Origin of the sequence: Bacillus timonensis (assembly GCF_004799755.1) — a bacterium.
Lineage (GTDB): Bacteria > Bacillota > Bacilli > Bacillales > Bacillaceae_L > Ferdinandcohnia > Ferdinandcohnia timonensis_A.
The window spans coordinates 1-16,155 of the sequence record NZ_SLUB01000074.1 but is presented as its reverse complement, the minus strand read 5'-3'; the positions used below and the strand labels follow the sequence as shown (position 1 = coordinate 16,155).

11 protein-coding genes are annotated in these 16,155 nt (G+C 35.9%); all 11 read right to left on the bottom strand.

Annotated elements, in window-relative coordinates:
- Positions 1 to 142 precede the first annotated feature (142 nt).
- A complete protein-coding gene (locus E1I69_RS22065; protein ID WP_161974963.1) occupies positions 143 to 2,077 on the bottom strand; it encodes a UvrD-helicase domain-containing protein in 1,935 nt (644 codons plus the stop codon).
- Complete coding sequence (locus E1I69_RS22060; protein ID WP_121449335.1) at positions 2,070 to 3,959, bottom strand: ATP-dependent nuclease; 1,890 nt, start codon at positions 3,957 to 3,959, stop codon at positions 2,070 to 2,072. Before E1I69_RS22060 ends, E1I69_RS22065 begins: the two co-directional genes overlap by 8 nt.
- 810 nt (positions 3,960 to 4,769) lie before the next feature.
- Positions 4,770 to 5,348, bottom strand: coding sequence for an NAD(P)H-dependent oxidoreductase (locus tag E1I69_RS22055; protein WP_161974962.1), 579 nt, complete (start codon positions 5,346 to 5,348; stop codon positions 4,770 to 4,772).
- Positions 5,349 to 5,786: 438 nt separating this feature from the next.
- Positions 5,787 to 7,001, bottom strand: a complete 1,215-nt coding sequence (locus E1I69_RS22050; protein ID WP_136381689.1) for a thiolase family protein — start codon at positions 6,999 to 7,001, stop codon at positions 5,787 to 5,789.
- Between the two features lies 1 nt (position 7,002).
- Entirely contained in the window at positions 7,003 to 7,785 is a 783-nt protein-coding gene (locus E1I69_RS22045; protein ID WP_242634674.1) for an enoyl-CoA hydratase/isomerase family protein, read from the bottom strand.
- A gap of 5 nt (positions 7,786 to 7,790) precedes the next feature.
- Entirely contained in the window at positions 7,791 to 8,651 is an 861-nt protein-coding gene (locus E1I69_RS22040; RefSeq protein ID WP_136381687.1) for a 3-hydroxyacyl-CoA dehydrogenase, read from the bottom strand.
- A gap of 16 nt (positions 8,652 to 8,667) precedes the next feature.
- The gene (locus tag E1I69_RS22035; protein ID WP_136381686.1) at positions 8,668 to 9,720 is read right to left on the bottom strand and encodes a zinc-binding dehydrogenase; all 1,053 of its coding nucleotides are present in this window, start codon (positions 9,718 to 9,720) and stop codon (positions 8,668 to 8,670) included.
- An 11-nt stretch (positions 9,721 to 9,731) separates the two neighbouring features.
- A complete protein-coding gene (locus tag E1I69_RS22030) occupies positions 9,732 to 11,117 on the bottom strand; it encodes a phenylacetate--CoA ligase family protein (RefSeq protein ID WP_136381685.1) in 1,386 nt (461 codons plus the stop codon).
- Between the two features lie 80 nt (positions 11,118 to 11,197).
- Positions 11,198 to 12,565 carry a TIGR00366 family protein gene (locus tag E1I69_RS22025; RefSeq protein WP_136381684.1) on the bottom strand — a complete coding sequence of 456 codons (1,368 nt, stop codon included), beginning with the start codon at positions 12,563 to 12,565 and terminating at the stop codon, positions 11,198 to 11,200.
- A 166-nt stretch (positions 12,566 to 12,731) separates the two neighbouring features.
- Positions 12,732 to 13,694 carry an enoyl-CoA hydratase/isomerase family protein gene (locus E1I69_RS22020; RefSeq protein WP_136381683.1) on the bottom strand — a complete coding sequence of 321 codons (963 nt, stop codon included), beginning with the start codon at positions 13,692 to 13,694 and terminating at the stop codon, positions 12,732 to 12,734.
- 267 nt (positions 13,695 to 13,961) lie between these two features.
- Complete coding sequence (locus tag E1I69_RS22015) at positions 13,962 to 15,839, bottom strand: sigma 54-interacting transcriptional regulator (RefSeq protein ID WP_136381682.1); 1,878 nt, start codon at positions 15,837 to 15,839, stop codon at positions 13,962 to 13,964.
- Positions 15,840 to 16,155 lie beyond the last annotated feature (316 nt).

Below are 16,155 nucleotides of genomic sequence, written 5' to 3'. Positions count from 1 at the left end.
TTGAAAGCTTCCCAATGTTGGTGTTTATCAAAAAATATTCTTCTCAATATATTGGTCTCCATAAAATGAAAATACCACAGCTTAAATGACTGTGGTAGACCCAAATTTTTATACTTTCTTATCTTTTAAAAAACGCTGTAATTCAGCCTTTTTTATCCTTTATATTAACTATATTCCATCCTGCTTTTTTTAAATCTTCCTCATTACCATCGAGTGTTTCTTGTCTCATCGCTAAACAAAGTAAATGAGTAGGCCTAGTCAACCCTACATAAGTAACGCAAAGGGCATTTATCTTCTCTTTTCCTTTAGGAGCTGTATGGTTTTGCTTTAAGTAATCCATTAAGTAAAATAGGTCATATTTTTTATAAAACGTCTCTAAATAAAGAGTTGCAGTATGAGTTTCACCTTTTACGTTATAAACTGTATCCAGGTTAATTTTGACCTCATCCTTGCCATTGCTAGCAACATGAATGAAGGTGTTAATTTGTTCTATTTCTTCAATTTCATTCTCATTATCCACACTTTTTTTGGAAATTGCACAAAAATCTCTAAGATCTTTAGTCACCTGTTTACTACCTTTTATGTAAGGAACAAATTTACTGGTGATGAATCCAGCTATTTCATCATGAATTTGTTGGCCGTTTTTTGCGTTTACTACCCATTTTGCAATTAATCTGTTTAAATTAATAACAATTTGCTCGTTTTTCTCCGCTAAGGTCTGTAAAAGTGCTTTTTCAGAAAACCATTTATTGTCCTTCTTTATATCTTCAATTCTGAGTGCATGCAACAGGCAATTGATTATGAGTCTACGATATTCATTGACATCGGGGTTTTCAATCCGATTAATAGCATCTATGTACTCCTGCAGCGAACTATAACTAACTCTTATGTTTTTACTATTTCCTTTATTAAATGATGGATAATAGCTAGGAAGTGTTATTTGCCCTTCTTTATGAATTTTACCAACTCGACCTATAGCTTTAAAGACCTTCCTGTCTTTTTGAAGAAGGTTGTTCTCAATAATCAGTTCAGCGAAAGTTGGCAATACTTTTTCAATGTTATTATCGTTAAGCACTATGATGGTAGGTTCAATATTTTGGATGGCCTCATTACCTGTGATTCTTTGTGGGTCAACGCTTACATTGTCAATACATTTTGCAATTGCTGATGATAATCGCTTACTCTCAGTTAGGGAAAGGGACCTCTTATCTGGCTTCCAACTTGATTCTTCGTTTGGACTTTCAAATATCGCTTGATTTGTATCACCAATCCGTTGAATTATTACTTTATTAATATCAAAGACTTGGTTTAACAATTTCATTTGAATCGGTGAAGTATCTTGCATTTCATCCATAAATAAAAATTTAAATCTTGCTGAAATCACATCACGAATTTCTGGGAATTCTTTTATAAATTTAAATGCCATAACATATGCATCTCGATAGGAAAGGATCCCTTTCTCTAAAAGACCTTTCTTTAAATCTTTTAAATATTGAAAAGTGGGTGTTGTCTCACTATAGACATCTTCTAGTTTTTTCGCTCCCAAATATATAATTCCGTCTTCTTCATATTCAAAAACGAGCTTTTGCAATAGGTCTTCAAGTGGAAATTTACGTTCAATATTTTGTCTGTATCCCCGTGGAATTTTATAAAACAATTTTTTGAAATTTTCAAGATATGTATCCACATCAATACTATAAACATTACCTAGAAAAAAATGTTTGTACGAAGGAATCGCCAAATACTTGTTAACAAACACCTGTATAGTTGAAATATGATTTGGATATTGAAACAACTTGCTTCCCTCTTGTTGTGAACTTCTATTTTTAATTTCATTTACTCCAACATTTGTATGAGTTAATACACAAATGCCCCTATTGTTTTCTAGGGGAAGTTTCTTTTCAAGAATTAAAAGTTTGGCAATTAAAGAAGTCGTTTTCCCACTTCCAGGACAGGCTTTTATATCCACCGTTTCGAGATTTTTTATCACAGTCCTGTGGCTTTCATTAAACGTACTTCCGTTAGGAAAAAGAATTGTTTCAATACAATCTATATCCTCATTCGTAATCTCAACCAATTTTGCCACCTCCTTGGGAAGTCGCATAGTTGATTGCATTAACCAAGTATTCAATATATTTATCTTCCAATATAAGCTTTTTTAACCATTTTTTATCTTTATATTGTTCAAGTAAACTAGCAAAACATTGTCCTATGATTGCTTTAGAGACTTTATTGTTCTTTTTGGTTATGATGTTTTTATAAATATCATAGGCAACTTGAAAATCATTATATCCATTTTCATTCCAGGTGGCTTCAAGGTTTATTATCTCCTCTTCTACTGTTTCGCCTTTCTTATCTGTTAAACCATACTCGTCACTATTTTGAATCTTTTTTGCTTGTAAAACTGCCTTAACCAGCAACGGCCGGAGTCCACTTAGTGCTATATCATGTTCTAATGTCCAAAATGGTGAAATGAATGTTTTAACCATTTGACCATCTATCCGTTGCTTAATACTACTTACTTTTTCTGTCCGTTTCTCATAATAGGCTTCACCTAGTCCTTCATCGCCTATGTACGCTTCAGTATCAATATCCAAATCTGTTATACATGCTACAGGGATCGTAAATTGCCCTTCTTTAATATTCTTACGTCTGAAAATCCTTGAGTACCTTAAAAATGCCGTGCTACCTACATTTAATACGGTTACGCCATACTGTGAAAGAGGTTTGTCTATTACCCTGCTTAATGCTGGAATGATCAGGTTTTCTGCATCTCCCTCAACCATAATCACCCCTTGAGCAAAAAACATATCGGCCTTTGTTGCATCCAAAAATCTTTCTAGAAATAAATAATCTCCTTTTAACAATTCAGTTTCATCTGGTCGCATTGAAAAAATATTGTCATTGTTACAAATAAAGAGATTCTCTAATTTGATTTTAGACGACAATACTGTGCTGTGTGTGGTTAGTAAAAGTTGAATGTTCGAGCTTTCTGCTTCTTCCTGTAAATATTCAATAAGTCTTATTTGAGCTTGGGTATGTAAATGCGCTTCTATTTCCTCAATTAAAGCTATCTTCAATCCATCGAACTCTTCTCTTTTTAACAATAAAAGTTCTGTAGCGATAAACAAAATGTTGTTAGAGCCTAATCCAGGTTTTTCGCTAGAAAACTGTAAACTTAAACGTTCAAGTATATATCTTAGTTTTAGGTCCGAAACTTTAAAACCTGATTCAAGAACATTATTTTTATTAGAGAACTTTTCAAGGTAACTGTTAATTTCCTTTAAAAGATTTTTGCCTTCTTGATCTGGCAGCTCACTTTGGTCCATATTTTTTCCTTTGAAATATAAATCTATTTTATTGTTAGCTTCCTTAAAAGTCTCGACTAAAAAGTGACTATCTTCATCTTCGAAAGCAGAGTGGCTACTCAGTATTTGAGATAATCTTGAGTTTTTTCTTGGTGCAAGTTCGGTATTTGCATCTCTTAAGGGTTTTAAATATGTAGCCTTTATTCGATTTCTAGCCTCGCTGTTTAATAACTTTGCACCCTCGCCCTTTCCTGCTTTAACATCATAAAAAATTTTCTTACCCTGTCTTTTTGCGTTATATGTAAGATGAAGTACATATTCCGTTTTTCCATTATTCTTTTCGAATGACAACCATTCTAAGAGATGTTTGGCTTCATCCAATGATAAATCTCTTATAATACAAGAAATCTCTATAGTAGATGCCCTATCACTTTCGGAGGTGGATCCATTAGGGATATGGAAATCATCGATTTCTATTTTATTGAAATCGTTACTTTGAGTGCCAAGCACTAGTTTAATAGCGTCTATTACCGTTGTTTTCCCAGAATCATTTTCCCCAACAAATAAATTAAATCCCTTATTTAATTTTAAATGAAGACCTGATTTCCCAAACTTACGAAAATTTGTTATCAAAATTTCTGAAAGGTACATTTCTCCTACTCCTTTTAAACTATTATTATTAAGTTTAGCTATAAATAAGAGCCTAGTAAATATTTATCCATTTATAGAATACTTCGGGCTGCTTTCAGATGTCATGCTTCATCATAGTAATTATTACAGTAATAGATGTCGATTAAACTACCTATTACAACAACAAAAGGGAAACCCAGTATCAACTTACAGGCTTCCCTTTTAGTATGATTGACGGAACATGTTTGAACATTTATCTTTCCATGTATATATCTACTATATAGATTTCATATTCATCTTCTTTAAGTATGTACCGAACATTATCAATATCTGTAATAAAATTTGCCTTCATATCAGCCTCTTGTTCTATTATTACGACATTAATCCTAGGGTGCTATGACGGATTTTAGGTTCAGGCACTGGCTCTTTTCTTATTTTTGCCTGTTTAATCTTAGGATTTGATTTTGCAAACTTTAACAAAGATGAGTTAAACATTGTGATATCTACGATCCATTCTTTTTTAGGGTATTTTTGTGTCTGATATAGGTTAACAGGGTAAGTTTGTGTCTAGAATTAAGGACACGAAATCACCCTGCTTTTTTTAATGAATCTTGTTATATCAAGCCTTTAGGACGTATTTTAAATAGGTATATTTGTGTCGTCAGACACTACCTCTTGCTAAAACAATAATACGTATATAAACCCCGGTATAACCTCCACTATATTTAGATAAAATGAGACTAAACTTATTCCTGATTATGTTGTTCTTTTTCATTGAACTAATCAATATATTTTACCGTCACTGAACCAACTTTGATAAAAAAACTGTTACTAGAATTGATTGGCAAATACTCCTAACCCATCTAACATTTCCTTACGTTCTTCATTGCTTGCCATGATAATATTCCCAAAATATAATGACCCTGCGTTTTGCAAACCACAAAATTCGAACAATCCCTCTTCAATAATTTGTCTCATACTTTTCAACATCCCATTTTCTCGGTAAAGATTTTCAGGCTGTCCACCCGTGAAAATTGTAATTGCCTTTTTTTCTCCTAATAGTGGTACAGGTGTTCCTTTATCCAACGTATAAGCAAATCCATATGAAAATATGCGATCCATGTAACCTTTTGTCAATGCTGGAATTCCAGCCCACCAAATAGGGTTGATAAAAGTTATAATATCTGACCAGTCAATGAAACTGTGTTCGATTTTCACGTCTTCCTTGTATTTTCCATTAAATGATTCCAAGTACTCTTCACGAGACAATGCAGGATAAAAATTAAGTCGATATAAATCACGAATTTTGACATTGTGCCCCTTTTTTTGCAATTCTGATCCATATCGTTCTAAAAGTGCTCCATTAAAACTATTCTTATCCGGATGGGTAAAAACAATAAGATGATTCATGGAATAATCCTCCTCCATACTGGTTAACTTACTTTGATTACATTTGACCAGACCCCCAGTTTAATAACACAATATACACTGGGGATCCCGCTTAAATTACTGTTTCTTTTATATTATTTTGATAAAGGTACAACTAACTGTCTCATTTGAGAATTTGAACCTATCTCAATTGTATTTTTTTGTTATCTCCCCTAAACACCCCATTTAGCAATGCCGAGGAGTGTTCTCTAGCCTTAAAATCCCCATTAATTATATGCACCTGATGCAACAAATGAACTAGACTGAATTTATTCCCTAATGAGGACTTGATTTAAATTCTCCCTTTTTTTATGGAATTCCAGATTTCTAGAAAAAGCTTTCTAACAACTGAGTTTTGCCTTAAATGACAGGAAATTTCCACCTTTAATTTATTTTGGAAAATTATCTATTACATATCCCCTATATATCTACTTTTTCAACAATTGTTGCAATTCCTTGACCAACACCAATACACATTGTTGCTAATCCAAATTTGACATCATCACGTCTTTTCATTTCATGTAACAAGGTAGTTAATATTCTAGCCCCACTTGCACCTAGAGGATGGCCAAATGCAATTGAGCCACCGTTCACATTAACAATGTCTGTATTCAATTCAAGTTGTTTAATACATTCTAATGATTGTGAGGCGAATGCCTCATTTAGTTCGATAAGACCCAAGTCTTTAACTGTTAGCTTTGCCCTGCTTAGTGCCTTTCTTGTAGCATAAATCGGACCTAGCCCCATTACATTGGGTTCAAGCCCAGAAACAGCAGACACCACATATTTAGCTAATGGCTTCAATCCAAGCTCATTTACCTTCTCTCCACTCATTAAAAGAAGCACTGATGCACCATCATTCACACCCGATGCATTTCCTGCCGTAACTGTACCATTTTCAAATATCGGACTTAACTTCTGTAAAGCTTCAATAGTTGAATTCGGTCTTGGGTGCTCATCCGTATCGACATAGGTGATATTACCTTTTCGATCTTTAATTTCCACTGGGATGATCTCATTTGCTAATCTATTTTCATCCATTGCCTTTTTGGCTCTCATTTGGCTTTTAAGAGCAAATGCATCCTGGGACTCACGAGAGATACCATATTTTTGGGCAACGTTCTCAGCTGTTTGTGGCATGCTATCAGCACCATATTTTTCCTTAATATTCGGATTCGTGAATCTCCAACCTATGGTAGTATCATAAATTTCTATATTGCCTCGTGGAAAATCTGTTTCTGCTTTCCCCATGACAAATGGAGCCCTTGTCATACTTTCTGTTCCACCTGCTATAAAAATATCTCCTTCATTAGCCATGATTGCTCTCGCCGCATAGTTGATTGCATCTAACCCTGAACCACACAAACGGTTTATTGTTGTTCCACCAACCTCAATCGGAAGCTCGGCAAGTAGAGAAGCCATACGTGCCACATTACGGTTTTCCTCACCTGCTCCATTGGCGTTACCTAATACTACTTCTTCTATTTCGTGTAATGGAACGGCCTGATTCCTTTTCAATAATCCTTTGATCACAGTCGCAGCTAAATCATCTGGGCGAACTGATTTTAATGCACCCTTATACCGTCCAATTGGCGTTCGAACCGCATCAACAATATAGACTTCTTTTTGTGTCATGTTATTCCCCTTTAAAAACTGGTTTTCTTTTTTCTAAAAATGCTTTTGTACCCTCTCTTTTATCCTCCGTCCCGAATAAGACGGCCTGTAGTGATTTTTCAAGCGCTAGACCTGCAGAAAGATCTGCTGTGGAACTCTCATTTAAAGCGATTTTAGCCATTTTAATCGCTATTGGGGATTTTGTTGCTATTTTTTTCGCTATTTCAAAAACCTTTTCCATTAAAAACTCTGCTGGTACGACATGATTCAGCAAGCCGAGATGCTTTGCTTCATGAGCATCAATGATGTCACCTGTTAATATCAGCTCCTTCGCTTTCGCTAAGCCAATAATTTTTGTCAACTGTTGGGTCCCGCCACCAGCTGGTAATATTCCTAGGTTAATTTCAGGTTGCCCCAACTTTGCAGTGTCACTTCCAATCCGGATATCACATGCCAATGCAAGCTCGCAACCACCACCAAGTGCATATCCATTAATTGCTGCTATTACTGGTTTATATGATTTATATATATTGAGTAGAACATCCTGAACTGCCAAGCCATATATATCTAAAGGTTTTCTTTCATGGATCCACTGAATGTCGGCGCCTGCTACAAATGTTTTTTCATAGCCTGTAATGACAATTACACGAACATCATCATCAAGATTCAATTGTCTTACAGCCTGATCAAGCTCTGCCCAACTGTTCGGGTCCATTGCATTTCGTTTCTCAGGTCGATAAATTTTAATTGTAGCGATATAGCCTTCTATTGTTATCCGCAAGTTTTGAAAATCCAAGATTATCATACCCCCTAGTTATCTTCAGTATAATCATATACACCTTTTCCTGTTTTTCGTCCTAACCTACCTGCCTTCACATATTTCACAAGCAGCGGGCTCGGCCGGAAACGTTCACCTAGAGTACTGTGTAAATATTGAAGATTACTTAACCTTGTATCAAGGCCCACCATATCACCCAATTTAAATGGTCCCATTGGATAATTTAAACCAAGCTCAATCGCACGATCGATATCTTCAGGAGTTCCTACCCCTTCCATTAACATATTGAAAGCTTCGTTTCCAACCATACTGCTAATTCTACTTGTCACAAAACCCGGAAACTCATTAATAAGTACTGTTTCTTTTCCCATCTTTCCTGCCACAAATTTAACTATTTCTGCAGTTTTATCACTTGTTTCAAGACCGCGTGCAATTTCCACAAGCTTCATTTTAGGAACAGGATTAAAAAAATGCATCGCAATTACTCTCTCTGGACGATTTGTATACGAACCGATTTCTGTGGGACTCATTGTTGATGTATTTGTAGCGAGAATAACGTCCTTTTTTGTATATTGATCCAGTTTTTCAAATACTTGTTTCTTGATTGTTTTCACCTCTGGCACTGCCTCTATTACAAAATCAGCCTTTCCAGCTGCTGTTTCTAAATCAGTCGTATAGGAAAGTTTTTCAAGTGCCTTATTTTTTTGCTCAGTGGTTATTTTATTTCGCTGCACACCCTTTTCTAGCATACTCTCAATATATGATTTTGCTTTCGCAAGACTGGCTTCTTGTACGTCAGTAACGATCGTTATATAGCCTCCAACTGCACTTGCATACGCAATTCCACTACCCATAATTCCTGAACCAACTACTAAAATACGATTAATATTCATGACTGACCTCCTACATCTAGCTTTCTATTTTTAAAATAATTTTCCCGATATGATTCCCTTCTTCCAAAGTTTCCTGGGCTTTTTTCACTTCTTCTAATGGAAACTCCTTATCTATATGAGGAAATGCTTTTGTTCTTAGTAAAAACTGGACAACTTCATGGAAGTCTTGTAAATTCCCCATCCATGAACCGGTTATCGTAATTTGCTTACCAAAAATAAGCCGTAAATCCACCTCAGCAATTGGTCCCGTCGTAACCCCACAAAAGGAAAGCCTTCCACCACGAGCAAGAAACTTTAAGCTATCATTGAATGTTCTTCTCCCAACATGGTCCAATACTAAATCTGCACCTCTTTTATTTGTTAATTCACGAACCTTTTGCGTAATCTCTAAATCGCGAATAATGAAATCTACTTCTTCAAATCCTAATTTCCGAAGAAGTGAAATTTTTTCTTCAGAACTCACAATTCCAATTACTTTTGCTCCAAACGCCTTCGCAATGGACAGTGCTGCATATCCAAGCCCCCCTGAAGCTCCCCAAATAACAACAGTATCTTTTGCTGTCATTTTTCCTTTTGTAACAAGTGCATTCCAGGCTGTAACATATGCAACAGGGACACCGGCCCATTCTTGCAAACGCTCATTCGTAATTTTGATTGCTCTCTTCCCCTGGATTTGTACATATTCGCAATATCCTCCATTGTTGTTATAGCCCAATACTTCAAAACGCTTGCATAAAGTTTCTTTCCCTTTTGAACAATTATCACACTCGCCACAGCCTTTACCTGGGTAGAGTATAACTGTGTCCCCAACTGCAAGATTATTCACTTCATTTCCAATTTCAGAAACAACGCCTATGACGTCACTTCCTGGTATACGTGGTAATGACAACCGGTCTCCAGTCCCACCTTTACGTAACCATACGTCCAAATGATTTAAGCCACAGTAAAGTACCTTTATTCTAATTTCGTCCGCTCTTAGGGAACAGATTTTGATATCCTCTCTATATAAAAGCTGGTCAAGAACACCATGTTCTTCTACAACTATCCCTCGCATTGTTTTATACTGCACTTGGTTGCCTCCTATCTGCGATCTTCGAAACGTTTTAATTTCGCTCTTGAACCGTGACCTGTCAAGGAACGCAATGAATCCTCCTCAACCATTTTCACATTAATTTTTACTCCAATTCTTCGTTTTAATTCAGATTCAAACTCTTGTTCCATTACAGAAGCATCCGTGCTTGAAAATTTCGGTTCAATAAGGATTGTCATTTCTTCCCGACCACCAATTCTTTCAACATAACAAAAATATTCTCCGTTAGACTTTGGATTTTCCTTTACGATTTCTCCAAGCGCCTCTGGCCATACATTGATTCCACGAAGTTTGACCATATTGTCACTTCGACCTTGAAAATAGTCAATTTTCTTATGGTAACTACCACATGCGCATTTCCGAATTTCATAACTTGCGGAAATATCTTGGATGTTATACCGAATCTGTTGTGTACCAGTTTTATAGAGTGCAGTTACCACGATATTTCCTTTGTGCCCAGGTGGTAGTGGTTTACCCGTTTCAAAATCAACGACTTCAACGATAAATGCATCCTCAAAAACATGTAACCCTTGTTCAGCCTCACACTCAGCAGCTACATATTGAACCTCATGAAACGCATACGAATCGTATACTGGGCATCCAAAAATCTTTTTGACAGGATCTTTTCCACCAAAAGCAGAAAGTGTTTTTATTTTCAAATCTGTTTTCGGATCAAGCCCCATTTTCATTGCTGTATTCCCAATATGAACCAAATAATCAGTTGTAGCTAATATCGAAGAGATACCAAATGTTTTGATAAACTCTACCTGTTTTTCCGTCGGTGTTACAACTCCTGTTCCAGTTGTAATTGGTGTACATCCAAGCCAATGCCACAATCCGTGATCCATGATCCAGGCTGCATTATGTGTGGAATATGCCCATGAATTCATCACTGCGTCCCCTGGCCTAATTCCATGCAAATAAAACGTTCTAGCACTAAGGATTGCTCCTACCTCACGATCCCACGCTGAATAAATCGTCGGACGTGGTGCACCAGTTGTCCCTCCACTCGTATAAAAACGAAGTGGAGTATGCTGTCCGTCTTCGAAATGATATTTTTGATAATCACCAAATGGTGGATCAATTGCTATGCTCTCACGAATATCGTCAATCGTGTACATTGGTATTTTGCTTATATCTGCTAGACTTTTGACATCGCTTGGTATAAAATTATGCTTTTCCCACAGACGTTGATAAAATGGAAGTTCGGCACCTCGCGCCAACGTTTCATGTAGTCTTTTTAATTGGGTACTTTCAATTTGATCTCTATCCCATTTCCATCCTCCCTCCAGATACTCAATGGGAGGCTCATATTCCTTAACTAATTTATCGAAATCCAATGATTTATAATAATATGGAATGCTAGTTGAAATCATATGTTCATTTCCTCCTTTACTTATAAAAAATCAGGAACTTAACCTATTTCCTAGATGACAAAAGATGGAACTTCATATAATTATAGTGGTAAAAATAAAAGTCCCAATATCCAAATTGCACCAACAGCAACGAGAATTGGTAAACAATATCCCATAAAGTCACGTACAGTTAAGCGAGTTCCGACTGCTAAAATTGGAAAATATAACAACGCCCAGAATGGCTGGATTAGGTTTGTCCAGATGTCACCAAACGTGATTGAAAGAATAGCACGTGGGATTTCGACACCTAGTTCTTGTGCAGCTGGAATAATAAAAGGCGCTGTCGCGGTAAATTGTGACCCCGCCGATGGTACGAACAAATTAATAAATCCAGTAATCAAAAATGTTAATACTGGGAATGTTACTTCAGTAGAATAGCTAACCATCCATGCTGTTATGTTTTCAGATAACCCTGAAGCTATCAAAATCGACGCAATTCCACCGTAAATCGGAAATTGAAGAGCAATACTACTAGTTGCAGGAATATTTCTGGAAAATGATTCTAGATATGTTGTAGGACTCTTATGAACAAGAAAACCTATTACGATGGAGATAAAGGCAACTGAATTAAGGTTTAGTCCGTTAATTCCTTTTGTTCCAAAGAAATAAATAAGATAGACTAGACCAAGTAAACCAAAGATTAATAGAGTTGGACGAAAATCGTTAATCTTTTCAGCAAAAGACTTAGGCTCATAAGCAACCTTACTAGGCTCTAATTCAAGGCTTGCAGCCTGTTCGCCTGATTTTATGATAGCAAGATCATTAAACGTAACGATCTCCTTCTTATTTTTTCCAATAAAATAAAAGATGATTGTTGAAACTATAACAATTGCAAATGCAGTTACCATATTCAAGACTGAAAATGTTGTTTGATCAAGTGTATAAATGCCCCCCAATAACTCTGTAAAGCTACCTTCTGTTGCAACAAATAAAGGAATTGTTCCAGAAATACCAGTAAGCGAGATTGTGAATGAGGCATATGAAACAGCTGCGAGTAATCGATAGTCAACCCCTTTTACATTTTGTCCTAACGCTCTTGCATAAAGGGAAGTAACAACCGGTCCAAAATACCAGCCTAAAAATGAAGTAAGAGCACCCACAATACTGGTAGAAACATATGCTGTAGTTGGCTTCTTAATCTTACTTGCCATGTTTTTAATGAAACGTTGAACAACTGGTGTATCTACAAGTACAAGTGCTGCAGCGTATGTGATGATTAGCTGGAAAGCGAAAGTGAAGAGCATTGGAAAACCATCGAACCAATATCCAAGTACAGCAATTGGCGATGAGTCAGTAAAAAATATCGCACCTAAAATTGCAAATAAAGAAAGGACAATCGCAAAAATAAAAGCGTCTGGAAAGTACCTGCTATAAACGTCAGCAACGCGTTCAGACATTGACTTCTTCATATTTTAACCCCTTTTGTTATCTGAATATTCAGATATTTAAATTTAATTTTCACTTGTTTATTCTTTGATACAGTATCTGGATATTGTATTTCAATTTAAAATAAAACGCTTACATTGGAAATGTTTTAAATCGCCTCCTCTTTTCAAGGAGGCGACAACTGACTTATTATTTATCTAACGGTGAACCGCAAACCCCACAATGTTTGAAGTACTCAGGGATATCCTTTGCTCCACACTCTGGGCAATCGAGTGAAGGCGCCCCCCATAAATGCTCATATGATTCGCCTGAACTCATACGCTCACGGAGCATTTTGTAGTCTGGCATGCGTTTTTGACTAAATGCTCTCATTGCTTCATGGGTTTCATAGTTTGCAGTATGAACTGTGAGCCAATCACGTGCATGACCAACAGTCAGATCTAGCGGCATTTTCTTCCAGAAGTTTGTTTGCTCCTTCGTGTAACGCATACACTCAGGCAATTTATTTAGAAGTTTTTTCGCCAATGTATTAACGGCTTCATCTAATTGTTCGTATGGAACAACTTGATTAACTAATCCCCAATCCAATGCTTTCTGTGGACTGATTTCTTCATTAAGCCATAAGATTTCACGTGCACGTCGATCTCCTACCATAATCGGGAGCCATTGGGTAGCTCCTCCAGCCGCAACACTTCCATGTGAATTTCCTACTTGGCGGATGTATCCATGATCAGCCATTATTGCCAAATCACAGTTCATATTAAATTCATTTCCTCCACCAACCGTAATACCGTTTAAACGCGCGATTGTAGGTTTACCTATTTCAAGAAGTTTTTTATGTGCATCAATGAACTGTCCCATCCATTTCCAATAGTTACGGGGTCTTTCTAAAATTTCATTGTTTTGTTCCTTCATATCAGCACCTGTACAGAATGCTTTATCTCCTGCACCAGTTAATACAACAACACCAATTTCATCATCCCAAGAAGCAATTTCAAATACACGTGTCATTTCTTTTAACGTTTGGAAGTTTAAACAGTTATATACTTCTGGACGATTAATAGTAATTGTTGCAATGCCATCTTTTTTCTCATAAATGACATTCTGTAAATCTAATTCCTCTGGCTGTGGTGGGTTTAAAAAGTGATCCATAATAAATACCTCCTAATTAATTATTCACTATATATTCTTGCAAGATGCGTGCCAAGTATTAAAGATAGTCATTTTTTTATAGTTTTTAAGTCTTATAACATTCTAAATTACAAGTATTAAAAGCACCTTCAAAATTAAATAAATTTAAAAATCTTTTTAACACTGACCATATACTAAATTACGAATGTGGTCGTAAATTGATTCTATCCAAAGACGTTTAGAAACTGAACGGTTGTGTTTATTTTTTAAACAGGTATTGTTAATTATCTAATTCACTTGCTTTGTTTTCTTCCATAATGTTGTACGACTAATTCCCAATTTATCAGCCATCTCTGTTCGATTTCCGTTGTACCTAATTGTTAATTCATCAAATATTTGCCCTTCCATTTCTTCCAAACTACCGATTTTTACTTTTATATAATCTTCAGTTGGGGAAAGGTTTATTTCATCAGATGGGGTAAATTCCTGCTGTTGTAAAAGATCAATAATTTGTCCTTCAAAATGGGAACCAACGGCTACTGCTCTTTCAATAACGTTCTCTAACTCACGAATATTACCTGGCCAGTTATAACTATTCAGCATCTTTCTTGTTTCTGTAGAAATTAGCCCAGGGTCACCATCATGCTTCACTAGTAGCTTATCAATCAAAAGATTAATATCTCCCCTACGTTCCCTAAGTGGAGGTAAATGGATATGTAAAATATTCAAGCGATAATATAAGTCACTTCTAAATTCATTTGTTTTTATGGATTGAAGCAAGTTTTTATTTGTAGCTGAAATTATCCGGATATTCACAGGAATGATCCGTTCTCCCCCGATTCGACGTACTTCTTTTTCCTGCAGGACTCGTAATAGTCTAGCTTGAAGAGCTAAGGCAACCTCTCCAATTTCATCTAAGAAAATCGTACCTCCGTGGGCCATTTCAAATAGACCAGGCTTGCCACCTTTTTTAGCGCCAGTAAAAGCCCCCTCCTCATAACCGAACAATTCACTTTCCAATAAATTTTCAGGTAGAGCTGCGCAATTGACTGCTATAAAAGGACCATCCTTTCGATCACTTTCATTATGAATACTTTGAGCTATTAATTCCTTACCTGTCCCACTTTCCCCATAGATTAATATATTACTATCTGCTTTTGCATAAGCCTTCGCTAATGAAATGTGCCTCTCCATAGCATGACATTGGTAAATAATATCATCAAATGTGTACTTTGAATAAAACCTTCTATGATACAATTCGCTTCTAACTTTCGAGTCCATTTTTAAAATAGCCTCTGCATCTTGAAAAGTGACTACTAAGCTATTCCCGCCAATACAAACACGGTTTAGGACATATTTTTTATTGCCACTACTAATAACCTTTTTGGAAGCTTCATTTAAGTCACCAATCAGCTTTTTAAAAAGTGAAAGACCGATATTATTAATGTGTCTTCCAACTATTTCTCCAGGCCGAATATCTAAAAACTTTGCCGCAACTTCATTGCAAACAGTCACTATCCCTTCAACATCAGTGGATATTACACCGTCAAATGCATAGGAGATAATAGATTCTAAATGTTTTTGCTTGAGTTCCTCCCTCACAAAATACTCAAGCGATTCCTTAGCCCGCCACAAAGCCTCTGAAATCGAATCAGTTTGAGAAAATACAATAAATGTTTGAACCCCTTTAATTCCAGCAGTATGAGCAATACACTCAGCGGTGCCAACAATAGGCTGATGTTCATTAATAAAAGCCACTTCATTAATATGATTCGATATATCTCTTTCATTTTCATATTGTTTGAGTGCAATTTCCACATTCAGGATTTCTTTAATTGTATGTAAATCAATTCTCCCCTGGTTTTCGACATGATCTATCAAGACGATATTTCGTTGGACCTTTCTCGCTTCACTTAATGTTTTAATAATATCAAAATTCGTGACATCAATTTTTATTATGGGAATATCAAGCTTTTCCTTTAAAAAATTGGCCGTAGCACCCCTTGCAATAATTACCTTAACATTTTGTTCACGAATCATTTTCTTTGCTAACCTTAAACCCGCTCTAAGCGCTCCTACTTCTACGATTACAGGAATGTTAAGGTCGTTTGATATGTTTTCTACCTCATCTTTAAACTGTGAATATGGAGCAATTACACCAATCATACAATCGCCTCCTAATTATTTTATTAATTTTAAATATTCTGTCCGCATTATTATCTTCTCCATCACATTTAAAAACCCTTTAAGTAATTAAATAGAACTGAAGGAAAACCCTTTATAGAAACGCATTTTAAGAAATGCTTGAAGAAAAAGATGCACGCAAGGAATATAGTTTGATAGACTGTAAAGTACAGTTGAGCAAACGTATATTACTTGCTTTTTTGTGCGTAGTTGCATTAATGAACATTAACTTTTATACAATTTAATTATTAGAGTTTAAAATGTTTTAAGTTATTAGATCTGTCTCTTATACACATCT

Coding starts and splice junctions, on each gene's coding strand:
- E1I69_RS22060 (WP_121449335.1), bottom strand. CDS start 3,959: ATGTACCTTTCAGAAATTTTGATAACAAATTTTCGTAAGTTTGGGAAA.
- E1I69_RS22055 (WP_161974962.1), bottom strand. CDS start 5,348: ATGAATCATCTTATTGTTTTTACCCATCCGGATAAGAATAGTTTTAAT.
- E1I69_RS22050 (WP_136381689.1), bottom strand. CDS start 7,001: ATGACACAAAAAGAAGTCTATATTGTTGATGCGGTTCGAACGCCAATT.
- E1I69_RS22045 (WP_242634674.1), bottom strand. CDS start 7,785: ATGATAATCTTGGATTTTCAAAACTTGCGGATAACAATAGAAGGCTAT.
- E1I69_RS22040 (WP_136381687.1), bottom strand. CDS start 8,651: ATGAATATTAATCGTATTTTAGTAGTTGGTTCAGGAATTATGGGTAGT.
- E1I69_RS22030 (WP_136381685.1), bottom strand. CDS start 11,117: ATGATTTCAACTAGCATTCCATATTATTATAAATCATTGGATTTCGAT.
- E1I69_RS22025 (WP_136381684.1), bottom strand. CDS start 12,565: ATGAAGAAGTCAATGTCTGAACGCGTTGCTGACGTTTATAGCAGGTAC.
- E1I69_RS22020 (WP_136381683.1), bottom strand. CDS start 13,694: ATGGATCACTTTTTAAACCCACCACAGCCAGAGGAATTAGATTTACAG.
- E1I69_RS22015 (WP_136381682.1), bottom strand. CDS start 15,839: ATGATTGGTGTAATTGCTCCATATTCACAGTTTAAAGATGAGGTAGAA.